This window comes from Stenotrophomonas sp. SRS1 (assembly GCF_026130205.1).
Lineage (GTDB): Bacteria > Pseudomonadota > Gammaproteobacteria > Xanthomonadales > Xanthomonadaceae > Stenotrophomonas > Stenotrophomonas rhizophila_B.
On record NZ_JAINFD010000002.1, the window covers coordinates 604,162 to 627,818 of the forward strand.

Genomic DNA, 23,657 nt, shown 5'->3' on the forward strand with positions numbered 1-23,657 from the left:
GACGCCTACCCATTGATCGCGGCGCCCTCAGCGCCGTGCAGGCGCGTCCCCGGCCACGTAATACGCAGCGGTGCTGCGCGGCAGCGGTGCACGTCCCCGGATCCGGTCGGCGATCTTCTCGGCGATCATGATCGTGGTGGCGTTGAGGTTGCCGGTGATGATGCGCGGCATGATCGAGGCATCGACCACCCGCAGGCTCTCCATCCCGTGCACGCGGCCCTGGCCGTCGACCACGCTCATCGCGTCGGTGCCCATCGCGCAGGAGCAGGAGGGGTGGTAGGCGGTTTCGGCATGCGCGCGCACGAACGCGTCGAGTTCCGCATCGGTCTGGCACTCGGCGCTCGGGCTGATCTCGCGGCCGCGGTACTCGTCCAGCGCGGGCTGGGCGATGATCTCCCGCGTGATCCGCAGCGCATCGCGGAATTCCTGCCAGTCTTGATCGGTGGACTGGTAGTTGAACAGGATCGAGGGATGCTCACGCGGGTCCAGCGACTTGGCATGCACGTGGCCGCGGCTGGGCGTGCGCATCGAGCCCACATGTGCCTGGAAGCCGTGTTCCTTGACCGCATTGGTGCCGTTGTAATTGATCGCCACCGGCAGGAAGTGGTACTGGATGTTGGGCCAGTCGAACTCCTCGCGGGTGCGGATGAAGCCACCGGCTTCGAACTGGTTGCTGGCGCCGATGCCGGTGCCGGCGAACAACCATTCCGCACCGATGGCCGGCTGGTTCCACCACTGCAGGGCCGGGTACAGCGAGACCGGCTTCTTGCAGGCGTACTGCATGTACACCTCCAGGTGATCCTGCAGGTTCTCGCCGACGCCGGGCAGGTCGTGCACCAGCGGTACGCCAAGTGCGGCCAGCAACGCCGGCGCGCCCACGCCGGAGCGCTGCAGGATCTGCGGCGAGGCGATCGCACCGGCACACAGCAGCACCTCGCGGCGCGCATGGGCATCGATCGGCTCGGCGCTGTTGCCGGCCAGGTAGCGCACGCCCACCGCGCGCTTGCCGGCGAACAGGATGCGGTCGGTGGTGGCGTGCACCACGATCTCCAGCCCCTCGCGGTCCTTGGCCATGTCCAGGTAACCGCGCGCGGTACTGGAACGGCGCCCGCGCGGAGTCACTGTGCGGTCCATCGGGCCGAAGCCTTCCTGCTGGTAGCCGTTGAGGTCATCGGTACGTGGGTAGCCGGCCTGCACACCGGCCTCGACCATCGCGTGGAACAGCACGTTGTTGCCGTTCTTCGGGGTGGCCACGCTGACCGGGCCGTCGCCACCGTGGTAATCGTTGGCCCCGATGTCGCGGGTCTCTGCCTTGCGGAAGTACGGCAGCACGTCGTGGTAGCTCCAGTCCTCCAGACCATCGAAGCTGGCCCACTGATCGAAGTCCATCGCGTTGCCGCGGATGTAGCACATGCCGTTGATCAGCGAGGAGCCGCCCAGGCCCTTGCCGCGGCCGCATTCCATGCGCCGGTTGTTCATGTAGGGCTCCGGCTCGGTTTCATACGCCCAGTTGTAGCGGCGGCCCTGCAGCGGATAGGCCAGTGCGGCCGGCATCTGGGTGCGGAAATCCATCCGGTAATCCGGGCCGCCGGCTTCCAGCAGCAGCACGCTGACGCCGGCGTCTTCGGTCAGGCGTGCGGCCAGCGTGTTGCCGGCCGACCCGGCGCCGATGATGATGTAGTCGTACTCGCGCTTCATCGCGGTGTCTCCTGGTAAGGCCGGTTAGAACACCGACGCGTAGCGGTCCAGTTCAATCTGGATGGATTTGGTGCGGGTGTAGGCACGCAGCGTGGCCAGTCCGTTTTCGCGGCCGACACCGGACTGCTTGTAGCCACCCACCGGCATCTGCGCCGGCGATTCGCCCCAGCTGTTGACCCAGCAGATGCCGGCCTCGAGCTGGTGGATCAGCCGATGCGCGCGCGCCAGGTCCGGCGTCACCACACCGGCGGCGAGACCGAAATCGGTGTCGTTGGCGCGGCGCACGGCGTCGTCTTCGTCGTCGTAGGCCAGCAGGCTCATCACCGGCCCGAAGATTTCCTCGCGCACGATGCGCATGTCATCGCGGCAATCGCTGAAGATGGTCGGTGCCACATAGCAGCCCTTGCCCAGCGCGCCGTCGGTCAGCCGTTCGCCGCCGCAGACCAGCCGTGCACCCTCGGCCTTGCCGCTGCCGATGTGCTCAAGCACGCGCTGCATGTGCGCGGCGCTGACCAGCGGGCCGAAGTTGGTGTCCTTGGCCAGCGGGTCACCAATGCGGATGCGCTTGACCCGTTCCAGCAGCTTGGCTTCGAACGCGGCCAGCGTGCTGCGCGGAACGAACACGCGGGTACCGTTGGTGCACACCTGGCCGGAGCTGTAGAAGTTGGCCATCATCGCCACGTCGGCGGCCAGGTCCAGATCGGCGTCCGCGCAGATGATCAGCGGCGACTTGCCGCCCAGCTCCATGGTGACGTCCTTGAGTGTGGAGCTGGAGGCACTGGCCATCACCTTGCGGCCGGTCGCGGTGCCGCCGGTGAAAGAGATTTTCTCGATCAGCGGGTGCTCGGTCAGGGCCGAACCGACGCCGGCACCATCGCCGGGCAACACGTTGAACACACCATCGGGCAGGCCGGCCTCGGTGAAGATCTCTGCCAGCTTCAGCGCGGTCAACGGCGTCACTTCGCTGGGCTTGAAGATCATCGCGTTGCCGGCGGCCAGCGCCGGGGCAGCCTTCCACAGTGCGATCTGGATCGGGTAGTTCCACGCGCCGATCGCCCCGACCACGCCCAGTGGTTCCTGCCGGGTGTAGAAGAAGCTGCTCTCGCGCAGCGGCACCTGGCTGCCTTCCAGCCCGTGCATGACACCGGCGTAGTACTCCAGCACGTCCGCGCCGGTGACCACGTCCACGCTGAGCGTTTCGCTCAGGGCCTTGCCGGTGTTGCGCGATTCCAGCTCGGCAAGCGCATCGTTGCGCTCGCGCAGCAGCGCCACCGCCCGCAGCAGGATGCGCGAGCGCTCCACGGTGGTCAGCGCGGCCCACACTTTCTGGCCGGCCTGGGCGCTCTCCACGGTGGCGTCGAGATCGTCGCTGTTGGCGCTGTGGACGTTGGCGAGCAGCTCGCCGGTGGCCGGGTTGATGACCTCGAAGGTCTTTCCCCCCTGGGAGGGAACGTAGCGGCCGCCGATGTACAGCAGCTGGTCGGGGAGGGTAGGCATGTCGATGACTCCTTTGCAGCGGGAGATCAGTGCGTCAACGCGTGAGATGCAGGAACTGCAGGTGACGCTCGTACTGATCGATGATGTCGTTGATGATCTGCTGGCGGCTGTAGCCGAACAGCTCGTAGTCCTGTCCACCTTCATAGAGGTGCACTTCGGCGCGGTAGTAACGCTGGTTGCGGAAGCGCTGCGCGGCGAAGGAGGGGGTGAGATAGCCGCGCATGATCACCTGGTAGGTGAACACCTGCTGCTCGCCGTGATCCACGGTGAGTTCCATCTCGCCCGGCTCGAACTTCGTCTGCACATCCAGGCCCTGTTCGAGCAGCTGCGCCGCGACGGCTTCGATCGCCGGCTTCACATCGGTATCCATGAACCGGTACACCTCGTCGCGTACCGGGAAATGCACCGCCTGGGTGATGCGCTGGCGCCAGCCGCGCTGATGCCGCGATTGCCCGATCAACGGGATTGGCGAGTACTGCGAGGCCTTCTTGCGCTGCGATTCTTCGCCCAGCGCACGGGTAAGGCCCCACAGCATCAGCAGCAGGACCACCGAGAACGGTAGTGAGGCCAATACCACGGCGGATTTGAGCGCATCCATGCTGCCCGCCAGCAGCAGCCCGGCGGTGACCAGACCGGTCATCACGCCCCAGAACACGCGCAGCCAGCGCGGGCCGTCGTCTTCCGGATTGCCGCCCTGCGAGGACAGCGTGGACAGCACCACGGTGCCGGAATCGGCCGAGGTGACGAAGAAGATGAAGCTGACGATCACCGTGACCGCGATGACGGTGCGGCTCCACGGATAGCTTTCCAGCAGTGCGTACAGCACGGTCGGTGGATTCTCCACCGCCATCTGTGCCAGGTGCACCTGGTCGTGGTGCAGGATCTGATCCAGCGCGCTGTTGCCGAAGATCGACAGCCACGCCAGGGTGAAACCGAGCGGAATCAGCAGCACGCCGAGCACGAACTCGCGGATGGTGCGGCCGCGCGAGATGCGCGCGATGAACAAACCTACGAACGGCGCCCAGCCGATCCACCAGGCCCAGTAGAACACCGTCCAGTTGCCCAGCCAGTCCGGGCGCCCGCCGTAGGCGTACACATCGAAACTCTTGCCGACCACGTTGCCCAGGTAGTCGCCCATGTTCTGCATGAAGGCATTGAGCAGGTACTGGGTGGGGCCGGCGAACAGCATGAACAGCAGCAACGAGATCGCCAGCAGCATGTTGATGTTGGACATCCAGCGCACGCCTTTCTCCACGCCGGATACGGCCACGGTGATCGCCGCGCCCATCATCAGTACGATCAGCCCGACCTGCACCCAGGCCGCATGCGGTACCGGGAACAAGGTGTTCAGGCCCGCGTTGAGATGCAGCACGCCAAAGCCCATGTCCGCGCCGAGGCCGAACACAGTGGCCACGATGCCCAGGGCATCCACGGTGTAGCCGATCGGCCCGTTGATGCGCTTGCCGATCAGCGGATACAGCGCTGAGCGCAGCGCCAGGGGCAGGTTGTGGCGGTAGGCGAAGTAGGCCAGCGCCATCGCGGCCAGCGCGAACACGCCCCAGCCATGCAGGCCCCAGTGCAGGAACAGCAGCTGCATCGCCTGGCGCGCGCTGGCCTCGCCACTGCCGGTGCCGCCCTGCGGTGGCAGCAGGTAATGGGTCAGCGGCTCGGAGACGCAGAAGAAGAACAGGGTGATGCTGATGCCGGCGGCGAACAGCATGCCGGCCCAGGAGAGATAGCTGAACTCCGGTTCGTCATGGTCCGCGCCCAGCTTGACGTTGCCATAGCCGGACAGCGCCACGCCGACCACGAACACTAGGTACACGGTCATCGCCAGCAGGTAATACCAGCCGACATTGCGCGAGGCCCAGGTCTGGGCATCGAGCAGCATCACGCCGGCATCGATCGGAAACGCGGTGACCAGAATGGCGAATGCCGCCACGATGGTGGCGGCAAGCAGGAACACGGGTCGAAGCGTGCGCACCTCGGGCAGAGGCGGCTCCACGGTACTCATGGGGGGAGGGATACTCTGGTGCCGGTCCGGCGGACGGCGGATTTATCGCACAGGCGCTGTGGACAGCCTGTTTAGACGCTCACGATGCCCGCCGCACAAGGGCGGCGGGTGGGCATGGCTCAGCGCAGCGCGCTGGTAGGAACGTCGATCGACATCGCCAGCGCGAGATGATCTGAGAACGCGGCGGGCACAGCTTCGGCGCTGCGTTGCTGCAGGCCATTGCTGAGCAGGATGTGGTCAATGGCCCGGTCCGGGCGCCAGCTGGGGAAGGTCGGCACTACGCAGCCAGGCGGCTGCAGCGTCGTCTTCTGGTACAGCACCTGCATTTCCGGCCGTTCGGCCAGGCAGTTGAAATCGCCCATCAGCACGGCATTGGGGTGGTCGGAGAGCAGATCGGCAATGAAGGCCAATTGCGACATGCGCGAATTGGTCCCCAGCGACAGATGCGCCACCGCCACCGCCAGCCCCTGGCTGCCTTCACCGAACTTGGCCAGCAGCACGCCGCGCCCGCCGATCCGGCCGGGCAGGGCGTGGTCCTGGACCTCGACCGGCTCGAGCTTGCTGAGCAGGCCGTTGGCGCTGGAGGCCACCCCGCCCATCCGGCGGTTGGGCTGGTGGCTCCAGTAATTGAAGCCGGCGCGCTCGGCCAGATAGTGGGTCTGGTTGGTGAAACCCGAGCGCAGGCTGCCGGGGTCGGCCTCCTGCAGACCGACGATGTCGTGTTCGCGGGCCATCTGCGCGATGGCATCCAGGCTGGTTCGCTTGCGCCCGGCCGGCAGTGCGTGCGACCAGCTGCGGGTCACGTAGTCACTGTAACGGCGGGTGCTCGAACCGGCCTGGATATTGGCCGTCAGCAGGCGCAGGGTCCGCGTGTGGGGGGAATTCACGACGGTTCGCTATCGCAGGATCAGTTGGCCTTGCCGGCGCGTTCGCGTGCGATCAGGTGATCGGCGATGCGCAGCATGTCCGGGAAGCTCTTGCCCTTGACCAGGTACTTGCCGTTGACGATCACCGACGGGGTGCCCGAGATCTTGCTGCGCTGGGCGAACTGCTTGGCCGAGTTGGTCTTGGCGTTGATCGCGAAGCTGCCCATGGTGGCGGCGAACTGCTTCGGGTCGGCACCGTGCTTGGCGTAGAACTTGGCGATGTCCTCGACCGAATCGCGGCCGCGCTCACCCTTCAGGCTCTGCTCGGCGTGGATGGCGGCGTACAGCGCTTCGTGGGTCTTTTCCTGCAGGCCCATGCTCTGTGCCGCGTAGAACGCGCGGCCGTAGTCATCCCAGGTGCCGCCGAACATGGCCGGCACATAGACGAAGTTCACATCGCTCGGCAGGCCCGCCTTCCACGGCCCGATCAGCGGCTGGAACGCGGCGCAGGCCGGGCAGACGTAACCGAAGATCTCAGCGACTTCGATCTTGCCCGCTGCCGGCTGGAACGGCTGGCCGTTCTCGATCACCACGTAGTCGGTGCCGGCAACCGGCTCCGGGCCGGTCGGGCGCGAAGAGGCCGGGGCCGGCGCCGGGGTGGTGGCTTCGGCGGCAGCGGTCTCGGCAGCGGCGGTGTCACCGCTGGCGGCCGGGGCCTGCTCGGTCGGCGTCGCCGTTTCGGTGGCCGGGGCGCTGGCCGGGGTGGCCGGTTCGGCCGGAGCGGTGGTGTTGGCGGTACCGTCCTGGGCCTTGCAGGCGGCCAGGATCGGCAGCAGGGCCATGAGCGTAATGGCGAAACGGGTCTTCATCGAGGGATCTCCAGCGGATGAGCATGGTGGGGCCGATGCTGGGAGCATCGGCCAGGGAAGCATGATGACACGCGGAAACGAGCGTCCCGCGTGCACGGTGCGTGATGGTTCAGCGAGCGCTGTTAGAGCGCCTTGCCGCTGCGCGCGCGGGCGATCAGGGCATCTGCATTGCGCAGCATCGACTCGAACGAGTCGCCCTTGACCAGGTACACGCCGTTGACGATCAACGTCGGCGTGCCCGGCACCTTGGTGCGCAGGGCGAAGGCACGGGCGGCCTTGACCTTGGCATCCACGGCGTCGCTCTTGAGCGCGGTGATGTACTGCGCCGGGGCTACGCCGAAGCCCTGGTAGAACGCGGCCAGTTCGTCCGGCGAGACGTTCTGCATCGGCAGCGAGCCCTTCTCATGCAGGGCATCGAACATGGCGCGGTGGCTGCGCTTGGCCACGCCCAGCTGATCGGCGGCGTAGTAGGCGCGGGCGAACGAATCCCATACGCCACCGAAAGCGGCCGGCACCGGGGTGAAGCGGACATCCTTGGGCAGTTTGGCGGCCCAGGCTTCCAGCTGCGGCTCGAAGTGCGCGCAGTGCGGGCAGGTGTAGCCGAACATCTCCACGACTTCGATCTTGCCGGCCAGCGGCGCGAACGGACCGGCATCGGCGATGCGTTCGTAATCCTTGCCCTCCACCAGCGGTGTCGGGGTGGCAGCGAGGGTGGTCAACGGGCTCAGGGCCAGCAGCACCAACATCAGGCGGGGCATCAACGTCATCTACATCCATCTCCATACAGAAAAAACGACGCCGGCCCAGTCGCCGGCGTGGCAGTGAACATACCCCGCCAGCCACGGCGGTCGCATCTGTCATCCGACCAAGGGGATGCGCTGCGGTGCGGGCGGTGGTTACGGTGCCGGCGTGCCCCCGGCAACGGTGGCCGCAGCGGCGACATCATCGGCCCGGTTGTGCAGGCCCTGCAGGTAGCTGGCCAAGGCCTGGATCTCCTGCTCGGTCAACGACTTGGCGATCGTGGCCATGATCTGGAAGTGCGCCTTGTCGGTTTCCTGGGTGGTCCCGGCCTGGTACTCCTGCAGCCGGCGGGCAACGTAGGCCGAGTGCTGGCCGCTGATGTGCGGGTAGGCCGGGCCCGGATTGCCGGCGCCGGTCGGGCCGTGACAGGCCATGCAGGCCGGGATGCCGCGCTCGGCATCGCCGCCGCGGTACAGCTGCTGGCCGATCTCGAAGAACTTCTTGCCGGCGTACGGGCCCTCGGTCACCGCGCCATCGTCGGCGATGCCGGCCGTGGCCTTCTGGGTGGCGAAGTAGGCGCCGATGTCGCGCATGTCCTGCGGGGTGAGGTCCTGCACGAACGGCACCATCGCCGCCGAGGCCCCGGAGGTGCGCTGGCCATTGGCGATCAGGGCCATCTGCTGCGCGCTGTAGCGCTCGCTCTGGCCGGCGATGCTCGGGTACATCTCCACCGTGGAATTGCCATCGGCCGAGTGACAGGCCGCGCAGGCGGCCGCCTTGGTCTGCCCGGCCTTGGGATCGCCCCAGGTGGTTTTGCTGAAATCGACCTCCAGCGAGGCGGTCTTGATCGGCCCGTTGTCCGGCAGGGGCGTGATCGAGGTCTGGGCAACGGCAACGGCGGCGAGCAGCGAGACAGCAAGTGCGGAAACGGCAAGAACGCGAGCATGGCGCATGCGGAAGCTCCGTGTGGACCGGCCTGGCGGTTGCGGGACCGCAACCACGGGGATCGCCCGATTATCAACGCCGTTTCACGCCACGGTCAACGCAGGGTGCAGCAAAACCGAGCGCGGGCAGCGCGGATCGGGCCCGGACATGCGATCCTATACCCATGTCATTGCTCCTCGAACGCGCCCAATACCTGCTTTCGGCCCACAACACCCGGCAATTGCCGGACGACGTGGGCGCGGAAGTCGCCTTTGCCGGTCGCTCAAATGCTGGCAAGTCCAGCGCCCTCAACGCCCTGACCCGCCAGAACAGCCTGGCCCGGGTCTCCAAGACCCCCGGCCGCACCCAGCAGCTGGTGTTCTTCGAGGTCACCCCGGAGGCCAAGCTGGTCGATCTGCCCGGCTATGGCTACGCCAAGGTCCCGCTGGATCTGCAGGCGCACTGGCAGGCGTTCATCGACCAGTACTTCCGTACCCGCGAGGCCCTGCGTGGCCTGGTGGTGGTGATGGACATCCGTCACCCGCTGAAGGACTACGACCGCCAGATGCTTGCCTATGCAGTGCAGCGTGGCCTGCCGGCGCACGCGCTGCTGACCAAGGCCGACAAGCTCGGCCGCGGCCAGCAGGGCATCGCTCTGCAGAAGGTGCGCAAGGAACTGCAGTCCTCCTTCGGCGATACCGTCAGCGTGCAGACCTTCTCCGGTCCCGCCCGCCAGGGCGTGGATGAAGCCCGCGGCATCATCGGCGGCTGGCTGGGCCTGAACAAGCCGGCGCCGGAAGCGGTCTGATCCCAGACGTCGCGGCAGTCCAACGGACCGCGCGACGCGGGTAGTGCCGGCCGCTGGCCGGCTCCCATCATTTCGCCGGCAACGGCGCGAATTCGCCCGGTACCCAGGCGAATGCCTCCCCTTCGCGACGCACATGCCCCAGCCCCGGGAAGGGCAGGTGCGCGCCGGCTACCCACCAGCCCTGATCCGCCGCCTGCGCCATCATCCGGCGCCGGCTGGCGATCGCGGCGACGCGGTCGCTGTCCGCTTCAAACGACGCCTGAGGCTGCGCGAACTGCACCGCGTGGAAATGCACGATGTCGCCCCACACCAGCAACTGGTGGCCGGTGCCGCCATCGATCTTGTACGACACATGGCCGACCGTATGACCATGGCTGTCCAAAGCGGTGATGCCCGCCGGCAATGTGTCGCCAGGTGCAAAGCGCTTCAGTTTCCCGCTCGCTTCATACGGCGACACCGCCTTGCGCGCCAAGGCGAAGGCAAAGCGCACGCCCTGCGGCGCGGTTGCCTCGCTGGCCGGATCCAGCCAGAACGCGGCATCAGCCGCCGACAGCCACACCGTGGCATTCGGGTAGGCAATCCTGTCCTGCGCATCGAGCAGGCCGCACAGGTGATCCGGGTGCGCGTGGGTCAGTACCACCTCATCCACCTCGGCCGGGTCGTAGCCGGCCTTGCGCAGGTTGCCCAGCACCTGGCCCAGGCCGGGGCCGAAGCACTGCGCGGTGCCGGTGTCGACCAGGGTCAGGTGATCGCCCTGCTGCACCAGGTACGCATTGACCGCCGTCTGCAGGCCCTTGCCATCTTCGGGCACATAGCGGTGATCGAGCAGGCGGGTGACCGCGCCGGGGGCGATTCCGACCAGTTCCTGGCGGCCCAGTGCGACGGTGCCATCGAACAGCGCGGTGACCTGCAGCGTGCCGATGGTCTGGTGATACACGCCGGGGACCTGCTGGTGCGGGGTGTGCGTGGTGGTGGCAAACGCAGGGCTGGCGACAACGGCCAGCAACACGGCGGCGGCGAGCGTGCGAACGCAGGGAATGGGCATGACAGATTCCGTACAGGGCGGCTGCGCCGCGGTGCCTCCATGCTGCGCGTCCTGTCTGCTGCGTTCCGCTCAGAATGCCGCGCGATCCGCTCGCGCTCAGCTGTTGCCGATCGCCGCTGGTTCCAGCCCATAGCGTTCGGCGAAGCGCTTGTTGAAGCTGCCCAGCGAACGGTAGCCCACGCGCGCGGCCACGGTCTTCAACGGCAGCCGGGTGGTGTAGAGCAGGCCCATCGCATGCGCGAGCCGCGCATCGGTGATCAGTTCGCGCACGCTGGAGTGTTCGCTGGCCAAGCGCCGGCGCAGCGTGGCACCGCTGAGGCCCAGCTGCGCTTCGAAATCGCGTGACTGCCAATCGCGCTCGGGCTGGGCTGCGATCAGGTCGCGGATGCGATCACCCAGGCTCGGCTCGGGGGGAACCAGCAGGCTGCCGTGCCCGCGCCGGCAGAAGGCCACGGCAAGCGAGGCCAGGGCCAACCGTGCTTCGGTGTAGTGACCGTGTTCCAGCGCCTGCCGCCACTGCAGCAGGGTCGCGCCATGCTCGGCCAGTGGCAGCCTGGCCAGTGCTTCACCGGCCTGCGGCAGCGGCTCGTTCCACAGCGCGCGGGCAGCCGTGAGCGCCTCGGCGCACATCGGCACGATCGCACTGAGATAGAGGCCGCTGTGCGGATCGGGGATGTTGACCACATCAATGCGGCAGCGGCGGGTGATCAGGAACAGATCGCCCGGCGCGAATTCCAGTGACTGCTGCGCGGTGCGCACCTGCTTGCGACCCTGCAGCAGGATCGCGAACTGCGGCTGCGGAATCTCCACCGACGAGGCGCCATGCTCGCGGCGCGCAGTGATGCAGGCGTAACCATCCGCGCGCTGGCAGTCGGCCAGGCTGGCCAGGGTCGCCAGCAGCGAGGTGGTGGTATCAACGGGGGCGGACATCACTCAGCCTGCCACGTTGAACAGCTGGCCGACCAGTGCGGCGGCGGCCATCGCGATCGCGCCCCAGAAGGTCACGCGCAGCGCGCCACGCACGCGCGAGGCGCCGCCGGCGTGCGCGGCCAGGGTGCCAGTCAGGCACAGCCCCAGCAGCGTCACCACGGTGGTGGCCTGGCCGACGACAGCATGCGGCGCGAGCAGGGCAGTCAGCACCGGCAACGCGGCGCCACTGATGAAGGCGCCGGCCGAGGCCATGGCGGCCTGCATCGGGCGCGCCCGCAGTTCCTCGGTGATGCCCAGCTCATCGCGGGCATGCGCCCCCAGTGCGTCGTGCGCGGTGAGCTGGGTGGCCACTTCATGCGCCAGCTCGGGACTCAGCCCACGATGGCGGTAAATCGCGGCCAGCTCTTCCAGCTCGCTGTGCGGGTCTTCGTGCAGTTCGCGCTTCTCCACTGCCAGGTCGGCACGCTCGGTATCGGCTTGGGACTGCACCGAAACATACTCGCCGGCCGCCATCGACATCGCGCCGGCCACGGTCCCGGCGATGCCGGTGGCCAGGATCGTGGAAGCCGAGGCGCCGCTGGCAGCGATGCCGACGACCAGGCCGGCCACCGAAACAATGCCGTCATTGGCGCCGAGCACGGCGGCACGCAGCCAGCCGACACGGTCGGAGCGATGGACTTCCGGATGTCGGGATCGGCTCATGGGGTCAGTTTAGGGCCAGGGCATCGTCAAGCCCATGCCAGTAGGATGCTGAAAACCGTCACGGTGACACGACGGCAGGGGACGCCACGATATAGTGCGCCCTTGCGATGCGGGGGCGTGAACCCCACATCCCCGCCCTGACCAGAATTCTGCGAGCCTCCCCTTGTCGAGCCCCAGCCACGTCGCCGAGACGCCGATCACCGACCGTAATGAACTGGTCGCCACGTTGGCCTCCGGCGAAAAGCCCCAGGCGCAGTGGCGCATCGGCACCGAGCACGAGAAGTTCGGCTTCCGCCTGGATGACCTGCGCCCGCCTACCTTCGAAGGTGACCGCGGCATCGAAGCACTGCTCAAGGGCCTGACCCGCTTCGGCTGGGATCCAGTGGAAGAGGGCGGCCATACCATCGCGCTGCTGCGCGACAACGCCTCGGTGACGCTGGAGCCGGCCGGCCAGCTGGAGCTGTCCGGCGCGGCGGTGGAGACCATCCACCAGACCTGCGTGGAAACCGGCACCCACCTCAACGAAGTGGCGCAGGTCGCCGGTGAACTGCAGCTGGGCTTCCTCGGCATGGGCTTCCAGCCGAAGTGGGCCCGCGATGAAATGCCGTGGATGCCCAAGGGCCGCTACAAGATCATGCGCGAGTACATGCCCAAGGTCGGCACGCTCGGCCTGGACATGATGACCCGCACCTGCACGGTGCAGGTCAACCTGGACTACGCCACCGAAGCGGACATGGTGAAGAAATTCCGCGTGTCGCTGGCGCTGCAGCCGATCGCCACCGCGCTGTTCGCCGATTCGCCGTTCACCGAAGGCGCGCCGAACGGCTACCAGAGCTACCGCTCGCACATCTGGACCGACACCGACAACGACCGCACCGGCATGCTCGACTTCGTCTTCGAAGACGGCTTCGGTTATGAGCGTTATGTGGATTACCTGTTGGATGTGCCGATGTACTTCTCCTACCGCGATGGCAAGTACCACGATGCCAGCGGCCAGAGCTTCCGCGATTTCATGGTCGGCAAGCTGCCGGTGCTGCCGGGCCAGCTGCCCACGCTGCGCGACTGGTCCGACCACATGACCACCGCCTTCCCGGAAGTGCGCCTGAAGAAGTACCTGGAAATGCGCGGCGCAGATGCGGGCCCGTGGAGTCGCCTGTGCGCGCTGCCCGCGTTCTGGGTGGGCCTGCTGTATGACGATGCCGCGCTGGATGCTGCGTGGGACCTGGTCCGTGATTTCAGCCTGGTCGAGCGCAATGTCCTGCGTGATGGCGTGCCGAAGCATGGGTTGAAGCTGCCGTTCCGCAACGGCACCGTGCTGGATCTGTCACGCGAAGCGTTGAAGATCGCCGTGGCTGGCCTCAAGCGCCGCGCCGCGCGCAATGCCGATGGTCAGGACGAAAGCAAGTTCCTGGAGGTGCTGCAGGAGATCGTCGATTCCGGGCTGACCCCAGCCGATCGCAAGCTGGCGCTGTTCCACGGCGAGTGGGGCGGCAACATCGACCCGGTGTTCAAGGAATTCGCGTACTGAGTGCGCATTGATCAACAAAAAACCCCGGCATTGCCGGGGTTTTTTCATGCCTGTGCGGAAGGATCAGGCCGCCTTTTCCAGCGTGGCCATGTCGATCACGAAGCGGTAGCGCACGTCATTCTTCGCCATGCGCTCCCAGGCTTCGTTGACGGTCTTGATGTCGATCACTTCCACGTCGCTGACGATGTTGTGCTCGGCACAGAAGTCCATCATTTCCTGCGTTTCGGCCATGCCGCCGATCGCCGAGCCGGTGATGTGCTTGCGGCCGAACATCACCGAAGCGCCCATCAGCGGCGGATCCAGCTCGGTCAGCACACCGACCAGGCACATGGTGGCATCGCGCTTGAGCAGGGACATGTACGGGTTGGTGTCGTGGCTGACCGGGATGGTGTTGAGCAGGAAATCGAAGCTGCCCGCATGGGCCTTCATCTGCGCCGGATCACGCGAGACCAGCACTTCATCGGCGCCCAGGCGCTTGGCGTCGGCACCCTTTTCCGGGGTGGTGGTGATCATCACCACGGTGGCGCCCATCGCCTTGGCGAACTTCACGCCCATGTGGCCCAGGCCACCCAAGCCGATCACGCCGACCTTCTGGCCGGGGCCGACCTTCCAGTGGCGCAGCGGCGAATAGGTGGTGATGCCAGCACACAGCAGCGGCGCGGCGGCCTTGAGGTCGAGCGTCTCGGACACCTTCACCACGAAGCGCTGCTCGACCACGATGTGGTCGGAGTAACCGCCGAAGGTCGGCTGGCCGCTGTCACGCTCGGTGCTGTTGTAGGTGAAGGTCGCGCCCTTCTCGCAGTACTGTTCCAGGTCTTCATCGCAGGCGGCGCAGTGGCGGCAGGAGTCGACCATGCAGCCGACGCCGGCGAAATCGCCGACCTTGAAGCCGGTGACGTTGGCACCGACCTCGGTCACGCGGCCGATGATCTCGTGGCCGGGGACCATCGGGAACTTGGCGCCACCCCAATCATCGCGGGCCTGATGCAGATCGGAGTGACAGATGCCACTGAAGAGAATCTCGATGCGGACGTCATCGGGACCGGCCGCGCGACGTTCGAAGGAGAACGGCACCAGCGGCGCGGTCTGGTCGTGCACCGCATAACCATGGGCGAGGGACATGGGGGAATCCTTGGCAGGTTTGTAGAAAGGCGCTTTACAATACGCCCCGATCCCGTGCACAGACAGTCAGGATATCGGCATGATTCATCAAGTAAGACTGGATAATCATGGTCACTGACAACCTGACCCATCTGGCTGCCTTCGCCGCTGTGGCCCGCCACCGCAGCTTCCGCAAGGCCGGGGCGGAGCTGGCGCTGTCCACCTCGGCGGTCAGTTACGCGATCCGCGCGCTGGAAGAGCGCCTGGGCGTGGGCCTGTTCCACCGCACCACCCGCAGCGTGGCCCTCACCGAAGCCGGTCAGCGCCTGCTGGAGCGCCTGCAACCCGCGCTTGGGCAGGTGCATGACGCACTGGAAGAAATGAACCACTTCCGTGCGGCACCGGCTGGCCTGTTGCGCATCAACGCCACCCGCGCCGCCGTGCAGACCCAGTTGGGCCCACGGCTGGCGAAGTTCCTGCTCGCGCATCCGGATGTGCGTCTGGAGCTCGCCCAGGATGACGGTCTGGTGGATATCGTCGCCGGCGGTTACGACGCTGGCGTGCGCCTGCACGAATCGGTGCCGGAAGACATGGTGGCCGTGCCACTGGGGCCGGCGCTGCGCGGTTTGATCGTGGGTGCGCCAGCATATCTGGCAGGGCGCGAGATACCTCGGCACCCCCGTGATCTGCATCACCATGAGTGTGTACGGTTCCGCTTCGCCAGCGGCCATCTCTACAAGTGGCAGTTCGAACGCGACGGACAAGCGCTGGAAATCGATGTCCCGGGGCGGCTGACGCTGGGCGATCAGAACACGATCCTGCAGGCGGTGGTCGACGGGTTGGGGTTGGCCTACGTGCTGGAAGATTCCGCGCGCCCGTATCTGGATGACGGCCGGCTGGTGGCGGTGCTGGAAGACTGGAGCGAGCCATTCGCGGGTTTTGCGGTGTACTACCCGCGGCAGCGGCAGATGTCGTCGGCGCTGCGGGCATTCATTGATCTGCTGCGCGGTTAGCGGCACGAAAGGGGTGGTTTCACTGATGCTGTATACTCACCCCCAGTATAGTTAACCGGCTTTTCCCCCATGCCCCATTCACCGCAGGAAAAAAAGCGCGTTCTCGCCCGGGTCCGTCGGATCCGTGGTCAGTGCGATGCGCTGGACCGCGCGCTGGAAGCCGGGGCCGAGTGCGGGCCGGTGCTGCAGCAGATCGCCGCGATCCGCGGTGCCGTCAACGGGCTGATGTCCGAAGTGATGGAAGCGCATCTGCGCGAAGAGTTCGGGCAGCCGGCCCAATCCGATGCGCAGCGCGACGAACGCGTGCGCGAGATGAGCATGCTGATCCGGTCCTACCTCAAATGAGTGCGCTGACAACCGCGTGCTGCCACATTCTGTTCCCTGCCTTGGAGTGCTCCCCATGAAATCCCGTGCTGCTGTTGCCTTCGCCGCTGGCGAACCGCTGAAGATCGTCGAGATCGACGTCGCCCCGCCGCAGAAGGGCGAAGTGCTGGTCAAGATTACCCACACCGGTGTCTGCCACACCGATGCGTTCACGCTGTCCGGTGATGATCCGGAAGGTCTGTTCCCGGCCGTGCTCGGTCATGAAGGCGCGGGCATCGTGGTCGAAGTGGGCGAGGGCGTCACCAGCGTCAAGCCGGGCGACCACGTGATCCCGCTGTACACCGCCGAATGTGGTGAGTGTCTGTTCTGCACCTCGGGCAAGACCAACCTGTGCGTGGCCGTGCGTGCCACCCAGGGCAAGGGCGTGATGCCCGATGGCACCACCCGCTTCAGCTACAACGGCGAGCCGATCTACCACTACATGGGCTGCTCGACCTTCAGCGAGTACACCGTGGTGGCCGAAGTCTCGCTGGCCAAGATCCATCCGGACGCCAATCCGGAACACGTGTGCCTGCTCGGCTGCGGCGTCACCACCGGCATCGGCGCGGTGCACAACACGGCCAAGGTGCAGGAAGGCGATTCGGTGGCGGTGTTCGGGCTGGGCGGTATCGGCCTGGCGGTCATCCAGGGTGCGCGCCAGGCCAAGGCCGGCCGTATCTTCGCGATCGATACCAACCCCTCCAAGTTTGAGTTGGCCAAGCAGTTCGGTGCCACCGACTGCGTCAACCCGAAGGACCATGACAAGCCGATCCAGCAGGTCATCGTGGAGATGACCACCTGGGGCGTGGACCATACCTTCGAGTGCATCGGCAACGTCAACGTGATGCGTGCGGCGCTGGAATGCGCGCACCGTGGCTGGGGCCAGTCCGTGGTGATCGGTGTGGCTGGTTCGGGTCAGGAAATCTCGACCCGTCCGTTCCAGCTGGTTACCGGCCGCTCGTGGAAGGGCACCGCCTTCGGTGGCGTCAAGGGCCGCAGCCAGCTGCCGGGCATGGTCGAAGATGCGATGAAGGGCGACATCGAGCTGGCCCCGTTCGTGACCCACACGATGGGCCTGGACGAGATCAACGACGCGTTCGATCTGATGCATGAAGGCAAGTCGATCCGCTCGGTCGTACATTTCTGAGCCACTGCGGGCGGCGCGTGGTCCGCGCCGCCCCTACGGAGAACCATCATGGAACGCATCGAACATCGCGCCGCCTCCGGCGGCTGGCAGGACGTCTACCGCCACACCTCGCAGGTGCTGGGCTGTGACATGAACGTCGCTGTCTACCTGCCGCCGCAGGCCGCCACGCAGAAGCTGCCGGTGCTGTACTGGCTCAGCGGGCTGACCTGCAACGAACAGAACTTCATCACCAAGGCCGGCGCGCAGCGTTATGCCGCCGAACATGGCGTGATCCTGGTCGCACCGGACACCAGCCCGCGCGGCGATGATGTCGCCGATGCCGAGGGCTACGACCTGGGCAAGGGGGCGGGTTTCTATTTGAACGCCAGCGAGCAGCCGTGGGCGGCGCATTACCGCATGTACGACTATGTGGTGGAGGAGCTGCCTGCCTTGATCGAGGCGCATTTCCAGACGACGGGTGCACGCAGCATCAGTGGCCACTCGATGGGGGGGCATGGTGCGCTGGTGATCGCGTTGAAGAATCCGGGGCGCTACAAAAGCGTCTCGGCGTTTTCGCCGATCGTCGCGCCGACCCGCGTGCCGTGGGGCCAGAAGGCGTTCACCGCGTATCTGGGCGAAGATCGCGCCCGCTGGGCGGCGTGGGATGCCAGCGAGCTGGTGGCCACGGCTACCGAGCGCCTGCCGTTGCTGGTCGACCAGGGCGGTGGTGATGAGTTCCTCGACAGCCAGTTGCAGCCGCAGTGGCTGCAGGCGGCGTGCACTGCGGCCGGTCACCCGCTGACGATGCGCCTGCAGCCCGGTTACGACCACAGCTACTACTTCATCAGCAGCTTCATCGGCGAGCACATCGCGCACCACGCCAAGGCCTTGTACGCCTGAGGCATGCCGTTTGGCCACCCGCCGGGCAACTGCCTGGCGGGGCGGTTGGAGGCTTCAGGTCGACGGCTTTTCGCGCTTGCGGAACAGCAGGTAGGGCCAGATACAGATCAGCCCCAGTGAAATGGCCGTGCCGCAGACCAGCGCGACCGCCGAATTGCCTGGCGCGGTCCATACCGTGGCCAGGAGGATGAGAGCGAAGACGATTGTCGGTCCGCCGAACATGACCATCGCGAACGTCTTCACCCGCCCGCTGGTCGGCGCATTGGCCAGCTTTCCCACCATGTCGGTACCACCGAACGTCACCTGCAACGCATCGTGCGTGGAGCGTGCCGGTTGCGGCCTGGCCGGCTCTGGCGGTGCCACCGGCTGGCGAAGGTCCATTTCCTGCGGGGCAGACGGCAGCAGGTCTGCCAGGTTGGTCTGTTCGACCAGGGCTTTCAGTTTCGGGTCCATAAGCATCCATGCAGCCAGCGTTGGCGGGCGGCACGATAACACCAGGCGTGGCGCCCAGGTAGTGCTGGCGGTCGGCCGCCACTACCTGGGCAACTTCAACCCACTCAACGTACGTTGCGCAGTTCCCAGTGACTTCCGGCCAGCATGCGCAGGCGCTGCTTGAACACGTCGCTGTCGATGCTGGTGGTGGCCACCAGATTGATCCGCAGATCGTCCTGCGCGCCGGTGACGGTGGCGGACGGATCGATCGCGCCCCACTGCGGGTCAACGGCGTCGGGATCGTCCTGCTTGGCGCGCCAGCGGTCGAACAGCACCGGGGTGCGCAGGGCGTTCTGAAGTTCCTCGGCCAGGCCCGCCGCGCCCTGGGCGTGGAAGGACAGGTCCGGATCGTTGCCGCGTGCCTTGGCCGGGTCCGGCAGGCTGATGTCATAACTTGGCATGGTTACCTCCTTTGAATGTGGCAAGGCTGGCAGAGCCGCGGTGCAATCCGCGTGCAGAACGCAGGTCAGGCGCTGAAGGTATGCGGCTCGTCGGCAAACCCGATCGTCACCGCGCCCTTGCCCACGTTGACCATGCCGGTCAGGCTCATCACCGCCTCGAACACATCCACGCCATGCGCCTGGCAGGTCTCACGCAACGTGGCGTAGCCGGGCAGGGCCTGCAGGTCGGCCAGCTCGCCGCCGTAGCTGATGCACACGGTTGGCGTCATCAGGCCGCCCCTGACCCGCTGGCCGACGAAATCGAACAGTTTCTGCACCGCATTGTCGAAGCCCTTGATCTTGGCCACCGGCCCGGTCTCGCCGCGGTAGCCATGCAGCACCGGCTTGATGTCCAGCGCACTGCCCAGCGCGGCGCTGATCAGGCCCACGCTGCGGTCGCCCTTGTGCCGCGCACGGGCGCGCATGTAGTACAGATCGCGGGTGATCATGTAGCCGTGCACGTTGTGCGCCAGCAGCTCCAGCCGCTCGCGGATCTGCTGCACGCTCGCACCACTCTCGCGCAGGCGCACCGCTTCCACTGCGGTCACCCCCTGGGCGGCGAACAGGTTCTGCGTATCGAGCACGCGCAGCGCGAACGGCGAATTGAAGCCCGCTGCCTGCCGCACCGGCTTGTAATCGTTGAGGATCGCGAAGCTGGCCTGCATCGCGTTGTCGTGGATCGGGCTGCGGGTCTTGGTGATCGTCATGCAGAAGACATGGTCGTAATCGATCACCAGCTTGCCCAGGAACAGATCCCGGATCTGATTGACGCTGAACGGAATGGTCTCCGCCTCGGCGCCGTGCTCGGCAACGTGGGCGTGCAGAAAGCTCAGTGTCGCCTGTTCGTCGCGATGGTCGGCCAGCACGGCCTCGCCAATGCGGACGGTGATCGGCAGCAGCACGATGTTGTGTTGTTCAATGAAATCCTGCGGCAGATCGCACGCAGAGTCGACCACGATTCCGATGCGCATCCTGTGCCCCTCCGGCAGGTTGTAGGTTCGGAAACGTGAACGCTATCTCAAAATGAGATGTTTTGCCTGACCGGGGAGCCGGCCAGGGCTCAGCGGCTGCGTTCCACCGCCACCGGCAGGTCCTTGATCCGGGCCCATTCGCCCGTCTCGAGCAGGCTGGGATCGGCCAGCACCGCCTGCATCAGCGGGTGGGCGTCATTGCCCCAGAACAGTTCGCTGCCGATCGCCAGCGTCGGGACGCCGAACACGCCGGCGGCGAGGGCGGCATCCGTATTGCGGCGTAGCGCTTCCTTGACCGACGGCTCGCTGATCGCCGCGGCAACATCGGTGATGTCCAGCATCGCGCCGGGCAGGGCGAGCGCGGCCGCACTGTCACCGGCGTGGCCGTCGCGCCAGATCCAGTTGAACAGGAGGTCGACCGTCTCGTGACTGGCCCCGGCGGCCAGGCACAGGCGCAGGGCGGCCAGCGGATTGAACGGGTGGCCCGGTGGAAAACGCAATGTCACCCCGGCGCTGCGGGCCTGCCACAGCGCCTGGCGATAGGTGAACACCCGTTTGGCGGGGATCTCGGCAGGGCCCAGATTGCCCAGGTGATGCAGCACCGCGCCGAAGGCGATCGGTACCGGGATGATGCTCTTGTACTGCGGCAGGGCCTTGAGCTGCTGCCAGTGCAGGTAAGCGAACGGTGAGACGAAATCGAAATACCAGCGCAGGGCCATGATCGGGGGCTCACGTTGCAGGGCGGCAGTGGTGCAGATGACAGGGCCGCCGCAGGCAGCGGCCCTGTGCAGGGACTCAGCGCGAGTATGCGCGCGGTTCGGTCGACGCCGGCGCCTGGTAGCGGTCGCGCAGCTCGGTCTGGCGCGACCGCATCGGCATCGCGCGGCCGCCCAGCCAGACCTGCTCGGCGTAGTGCCCGACATCCAGCGGATCGCCTTCCCACAGCACCAGATCGGCCAGCTTGCCTGGCTCGATGGTGCCAAGCCGGTCGCCGACGCCCAGCGCCTGCGCCGGCACCCGGGTCAGGCCCGCCAGGCCATCATCCCAGGGCAATCCGTTGGCGACCGCATTGCCGGCGAGCTGGCGCATTTTGCGTGCGTTGTGCGAGGCATCGTCGCGCTGGGCGAAGCTGACCTGCACGCCGGCCGCCTTCAAGCGCGCGGCGTTCTGCAGGGTCGCGCCGAGCTGGTCGAAGCTGCTCGGCAGATTGCCCAGCCCATCGACGAACACCGGCACGCCGGCCTGGGCCAGCTGCGGGGCCAGACGCCACGCCTCGGCACCGCCGGCGATGGCGATCTTGACCTTCTCGCGGGTGGCCCAGCGCAGCAGTTGGCGGATGTCGGCGGCACGGTCGACCTGCACCACGATCCGACCCTGGCCGGCCAGGTAACGCGCCAGCGTGGCGCGCCCGGCGGGTGTGAGCAGGGCATGCGGCGAGTCGGCCGGGACGCGGCCCCGTGCTTCGCTGACCATCTGTTCCAGCAGCATCCACTGCGCGGCCCGAGAGCTGCCGGTCAGCTCGGCGCCGGACGCGCCAAGACGGATGAACAATGCCAGCGGGCCGACCGGGTCGGCGCTGCCATCCAGCCGCATCACCCCGCCCTGGCCGGCGATGAAGCCGCCGCCGGTGTTGGCGCCCAGTACGGTGAAGCCGATGCCATCCAGCCGCGCGACCGGGATCAGCACCGAGTCCGGATTGAAGGCCAGGGTGACGTCGAATTCCGGGCGCAGCGGCTGGTCCTCCAGCTTGAGCGTGCTGTCCACCGTGGCCGATTCACCGGAGACTTCCTCAATGCCGATATCGGTGATGCCGCCGAACAGCGCCGGGGTGAGCGGCTTGCCCGCGGCCTCGACCACCGCTACACCGGCCGGTGCGGACAGGCCGGGACCGACGGCCCGGATCACGCCGCCCTGGATCAGCACATCGCTGTGGGCCAGGCTGCCGCGTGTGGCGGCGGTGTGCACCGTGGCGTTGCGGATCAGCAGATCCTGGGCGAACAACGACGGTGCCACGCAGGCTCCGGCAATCAACAGCAAGGCCTGCGGAAGCAGACGCATCGAGGCGCGGCGGCTCATGGGCGTGCCTCCTGGCCGAGCATGAAGTCCGACAGCGGCTGCCGCCTCACGTCCTGCCGGTCATAGACCTGATGGCCATCAACGTAGACCTTTTCGGCCAGCGCGTAGGAACTGAAGGGGCTGCCGTTCCAGACCACCACGTCACCCATCTTGCCGGCCTCCAGGCTGCCGGTCTGCTTCTCCACGCCCAGCGAGCGCGCCGCGTTGGAGGTCAGCCACATCATGGCGCGCTCCGGGGCGATCTCGATGCCGGCACGGCGTGCGTTGGCGATCACCTTGGCCGCTTCCTGGTTCAAGCGCTGGATGCCCTCCGGGGAATCGGAATGCACGATCGCGCAGCTGTTGGCCGGCCGGTCGACCAGGGCGATGTTGTCCTGGATGCCATCGAAGGCCTCCATCTTGAAGCCCCACCAGTCGGCCCACAGCGCACCGCACACGCCTTCCTCGGCGAGCCGGTCGGCCAGCTTGTAGGCCTCCACCGCGTGATGGAAGGCGGCGATCTTGAAGCCGAACTCCTTGGAGAGATCCAGCATCGTGGCCATCTCGTCGGCGCGGTAGCAGTGGATGTGCACGCGGATGTCGCCCTGGATCGCGCCGGCCAGCGTATCCAGCTTGAGATCGCGCTTGCCGCCACTGTCACCGGCGCTGTCGCCCTTGTCATCGCCACTGAACCAGCGCTTCTTCTTCGGCTGCTTCGGGGTGTTCTTGGCGATGTAGTCGCTGGCATCGATGAAGGCCGCGCGATAGCCGGCGACGTTGCCCATGCGCGTGCCCGGCGCGGTGCCCTTGCCGCCGTACACGCGCTTGGGGTTCTCGCCGCAGGCCATCTTCAGACCCCAGGGCGCGCCGGGGAACTTCATGGCCTGGTAGGTCGTCGCGGGCACGTTCTTCAACGTCACCCCGCGGCCGCCGACCAGGTTGGCCGAGCCGGGCAGCACCTGCATCGAGGTCACGCCGCCGGCCAGTGCCGCGGCAAAGCCGGGATCCTGCGGCCACACCGAGTGCTCGGCCCAGACATTGGCGGTGACCGGGGCGGTCATCTCGTTGCCGTCGCTGTGCGCGCTCACGCCCGGGCTCGGATACACGCCCAGGTGCGAGTGCACATCGATGATGCCGGGGGTGACCCATTTGCCCTGGCCGTCGACGCGGACCGCGTCGGCCGGCGCGCTCAGGCCGGTGCCGACCGCCGCGATGCGGCCGCCCTGCAACAGCACATCGGCGTTGTCCAGGCGCACGCCGGTGCCGGTGAGCACCGTCGCGTTGCTGATCAACACCGGGGCAGAAGCGATCGGCGCATAGGTGCTGGGGTAGGGATCCTGGAGGAAGCGCGACGCGGCGGGCGCCGGCGCGGACACGATCGACATCAACGCCAGGCCAACGCCGACGCTCAACAACTTCTGCATGGTTCTCCCCGAGCCGCATGGACACAATCCATCGACGCTAGCCGGGAGAGGGGCGGCTTGCCAAGTGACCTTTTGCATAGCTTTATCAAATGAGACTTAACGCTTTTACAAGAAACAATTGTGAACTTTTCATGAATTTTTTCGGTTAGG

23 protein-coding genes are annotated in these 23,657 nt (G+C 66.7%); 6 read left to right on the plus strand and 17 right to left on the minus strand.

Annotated elements, in window-relative coordinates; genetic code table 11:
* Nucleotides 1-27 precede the first annotated feature (27 nt).
* The 7 genes from betA to K4043_RS08410 form a co-directional block, all read right to left on the minus strand.
* Nucleotides 28-1,698, minus strand: coding sequence for a choline dehydrogenase (betA, locus tag K4043_RS08380; protein ID WP_265308938.1), 1,671 nt, complete (start codon nt 1,696-1,698; stop codon nt 28-30).
* 24 nt (nt 1,699-1,722) lie between these two features.
* Complete coding sequence (betB, locus tag K4043_RS08385; protein ID WP_265308939.1) at nt 1,723-3,195, minus strand: betaine-aldehyde dehydrogenase; 1,473 nt, start codon at nt 3,193-3,195, stop codon at nt 1,723-1,725.
* Between the two features lie 34 nt (nt 3,196-3,229).
* Entirely contained in the window at nt 3,230-5,209 is a 1,980-nt protein-coding gene (gene betT, locus K4043_RS08390; RefSeq protein WP_259259132.1) for a choline BCCT transporter BetT, read from the minus strand.
* Between the two features lie 119 nt (nt 5,210-5,328).
* Nucleotides 5,329-6,096 (minus strand): endonuclease/exonuclease/phosphatase family protein, encoded by a 768-nt coding sequence (locus tag K4043_RS08395; protein WP_123730197.1) that lies wholly within the window; start codon nt 6,094-6,096, stop codon nt 5,329-5,331.
* A gap of 20 nt (nt 6,097-6,116) precedes the next feature.
* On the minus strand, nt 6,117-6,944 hold the full coding sequence (locus K4043_RS08400; RefSeq protein WP_265308940.1) for a DsbA family protein: 828 nt from the start codon (nt 6,942-6,944) through the stop codon (nt 6,117-6,119).
* A gap of 122 nt (nt 6,945-7,066) precedes the next feature.
* The gene (locus K4043_RS08405; protein WP_265308942.1) at nt 7,067-7,711 is read right to left on the minus strand and encodes a thiol:disulfide interchange protein DsbA/DsbL; all 645 of its coding nucleotides are present in this window, start codon (nt 7,709-7,711) and stop codon (nt 7,067-7,069) included.
* Between the two features lie 129 nt (nt 7,712-7,840).
* Nucleotides 7,841-8,638 (minus strand): c-type cytochrome, encoded by a 798-nt coding sequence (locus K4043_RS08410; RefSeq protein WP_265308943.1) that lies wholly within the window; start codon nt 8,636-8,638, stop codon nt 7,841-7,843.
* A gap of 155 nt (nt 8,639-8,793) precedes the next feature.
* Between K4043_RS08410 and yihA the strand changes: the two genes are divergently transcribed.
* Nucleotides 8,794-9,417, plus strand: a complete 624-nt coding sequence (gene yihA, locus K4043_RS08415) for a ribosome biogenesis GTP-binding protein YihA/YsxC (RefSeq protein WP_123730201.1) — start codon at nt 8,794-8,796, stop codon at nt 9,415-9,417.
* Between the two features lie 67 nt (nt 9,418-9,484).
* On the opposite strand, the gene K4043_RS08420 is transcribed toward yihA, so the two are convergent.
* The 3 genes from K4043_RS08420 to K4043_RS08430 all read right to left on the minus strand — a co-directional run bounded on the left by K4043_RS08420 (nt 9,485) and on the right by K4043_RS08430 (nt 12,094).
* A complete protein-coding gene (locus K4043_RS08420; RefSeq protein WP_265308945.1) occupies nt 9,485-10,462 on the minus strand; it encodes an MBL fold metallo-hydrolase in 978 nt (325 codons plus the stop codon).
* Nucleotides 10,463-10,558: 96 nt separating this feature from the next.
* On the minus strand, nt 10,559-11,392 hold the full coding sequence (locus tag K4043_RS08425; protein WP_265308946.1) for a helix-turn-helix domain-containing protein: 834 nt from the start codon (nt 11,390-11,392) through the stop codon (nt 10,559-10,561).
* 3 nt (nt 11,393-11,395) lie between these two features.
* Nucleotides 11,396-12,094 (minus strand): VIT family protein, encoded by a 699-nt coding sequence (locus tag K4043_RS08430; RefSeq protein ID WP_123730204.1) that lies wholly within the window; start codon nt 12,092-12,094, stop codon nt 11,396-11,398.
* Nucleotides 12,095-12,257: 163 nt separating this feature from the next.
* Here K4043_RS08430 and K4043_RS08435 point away from each other — a divergent pair, with 163 nt between their 5' ends.
* Nucleotides 12,258-13,622: a glutamate--cysteine ligase gene (locus K4043_RS08435; protein ID WP_123730205.1), complete on the plus strand. Its 1,365-nt coding sequence runs from the start codon at nt 12,258-12,260 to the stop codon at nt 13,620-13,622.
* Between the two features lie 63 nt (nt 13,623-13,685).
* On the opposite strand, the gene K4043_RS08440 is transcribed toward K4043_RS08435, so the two are convergent.
* The gene (locus K4043_RS08440) at nt 13,686-14,744 is read right to left on the minus strand and encodes an NAD(P)-dependent alcohol dehydrogenase (RefSeq protein ID WP_265308948.1); all 1,059 of its coding nucleotides are present in this window, start codon (nt 14,742-14,744) and stop codon (nt 13,686-13,688) included.
* Nucleotides 14,745-14,851: 107 nt separating this feature from the next.
* On the opposite strand from K4043_RS08440, the gene K4043_RS08445 reads away from it, so the two are divergent.
* The 4 genes from K4043_RS08445 (at nt 14,852) to fghA (ending at nt 18,125) form a co-directional block, all read left to right on the plus strand.
* Complete coding sequence (locus K4043_RS08445; RefSeq protein ID WP_265308950.1) at nt 14,852-15,736, plus strand: LysR family transcriptional regulator; 885 nt, start codon at nt 14,852-14,854, stop codon at nt 15,734-15,736.
* A gap of 69 nt (nt 15,737-15,805) precedes the next feature.
* On the plus strand, nt 15,806-16,081 hold the full coding sequence (locus tag K4043_RS08450; RefSeq protein WP_019183747.1) for a metal/formaldehyde-sensitive transcriptional repressor: 276 nt from the start codon (nt 15,806-15,808) through the stop codon (nt 16,079-16,081).
* Nucleotides 16,082-16,136: 55 nt separating this feature from the next.
* A complete protein-coding gene (locus K4043_RS08455; RefSeq protein WP_123730210.1) occupies nt 16,137-17,246 on the plus strand; it encodes an S-(hydroxymethyl)glutathione dehydrogenase/class III alcohol dehydrogenase in 1,110 nt (369 codons plus the stop codon).
* Nucleotides 17,247-17,294: 48 nt separating this feature from the next.
* Nucleotides 17,295-18,125 (plus strand): S-formylglutathione hydrolase, encoded by an 831-nt coding sequence (gene fghA, locus K4043_RS08460; protein WP_265308951.1) that lies wholly within the window; start codon nt 17,295-17,297, stop codon nt 18,123-18,125.
* 54 nt (nt 18,126-18,179) lie between these two features.
* Here fghA and K4043_RS08465 read toward each other — a convergent pair whose 3' ends face one another.
* From K4043_RS08465 to K4043_RS08490, 6 genes are all read right to left on the minus strand, one after another.
* Nucleotides 18,180-18,578, minus strand: a complete 399-nt coding sequence (locus tag K4043_RS08465; protein WP_265308952.1) for a hypothetical protein — start codon at nt 18,576-18,578, stop codon at nt 18,180-18,182.
* Between the two features lie 104 nt (nt 18,579-18,682).
* The gene (locus tag K4043_RS08470) at nt 18,683-19,018 is read right to left on the minus strand and encodes a hypothetical protein (protein ID WP_265308954.1); all 336 of its coding nucleotides are present in this window, start codon (nt 19,016-19,018) and stop codon (nt 18,683-18,685) included.
* Nucleotides 19,019-19,083: 65 nt separating this feature from the next.
* Complete coding sequence (locus K4043_RS08475; RefSeq protein ID WP_265308955.1) at nt 19,084-20,028, minus strand: DegV family protein; 945 nt, start codon at nt 20,026-20,028, stop codon at nt 19,084-19,086.
* Nucleotides 20,029-20,117: 89 nt separating this feature from the next.
* Nucleotides 20,118-20,750 (minus strand): DsbA family protein, encoded by a 633-nt coding sequence (locus K4043_RS08480; protein ID WP_265309316.1) that lies wholly within the window; start codon nt 20,748-20,750, stop codon nt 20,118-20,120.
* Between the two features lie 73 nt (nt 20,751-20,823).
* Nucleotides 20,824-22,104 (minus strand): amidohydrolase family protein, encoded by a 1,281-nt coding sequence (locus K4043_RS08485; RefSeq protein WP_265308957.1) that lies wholly within the window; start codon nt 22,102-22,104, stop codon nt 20,824-20,826.
* Nucleotides 22,101-23,507 (minus strand): amidohydrolase, encoded by a 1,407-nt coding sequence (locus tag K4043_RS08490; RefSeq protein ID WP_265308958.1) that lies wholly within the window; start codon nt 23,505-23,507, stop codon nt 22,101-22,103. The genes K4043_RS08485 and K4043_RS08490 overlap by 4 nt, the downstream gene beginning before the upstream one ends.
* Between the last annotated feature and the right edge of the window lie 150 nt (nt 23,508-23,657).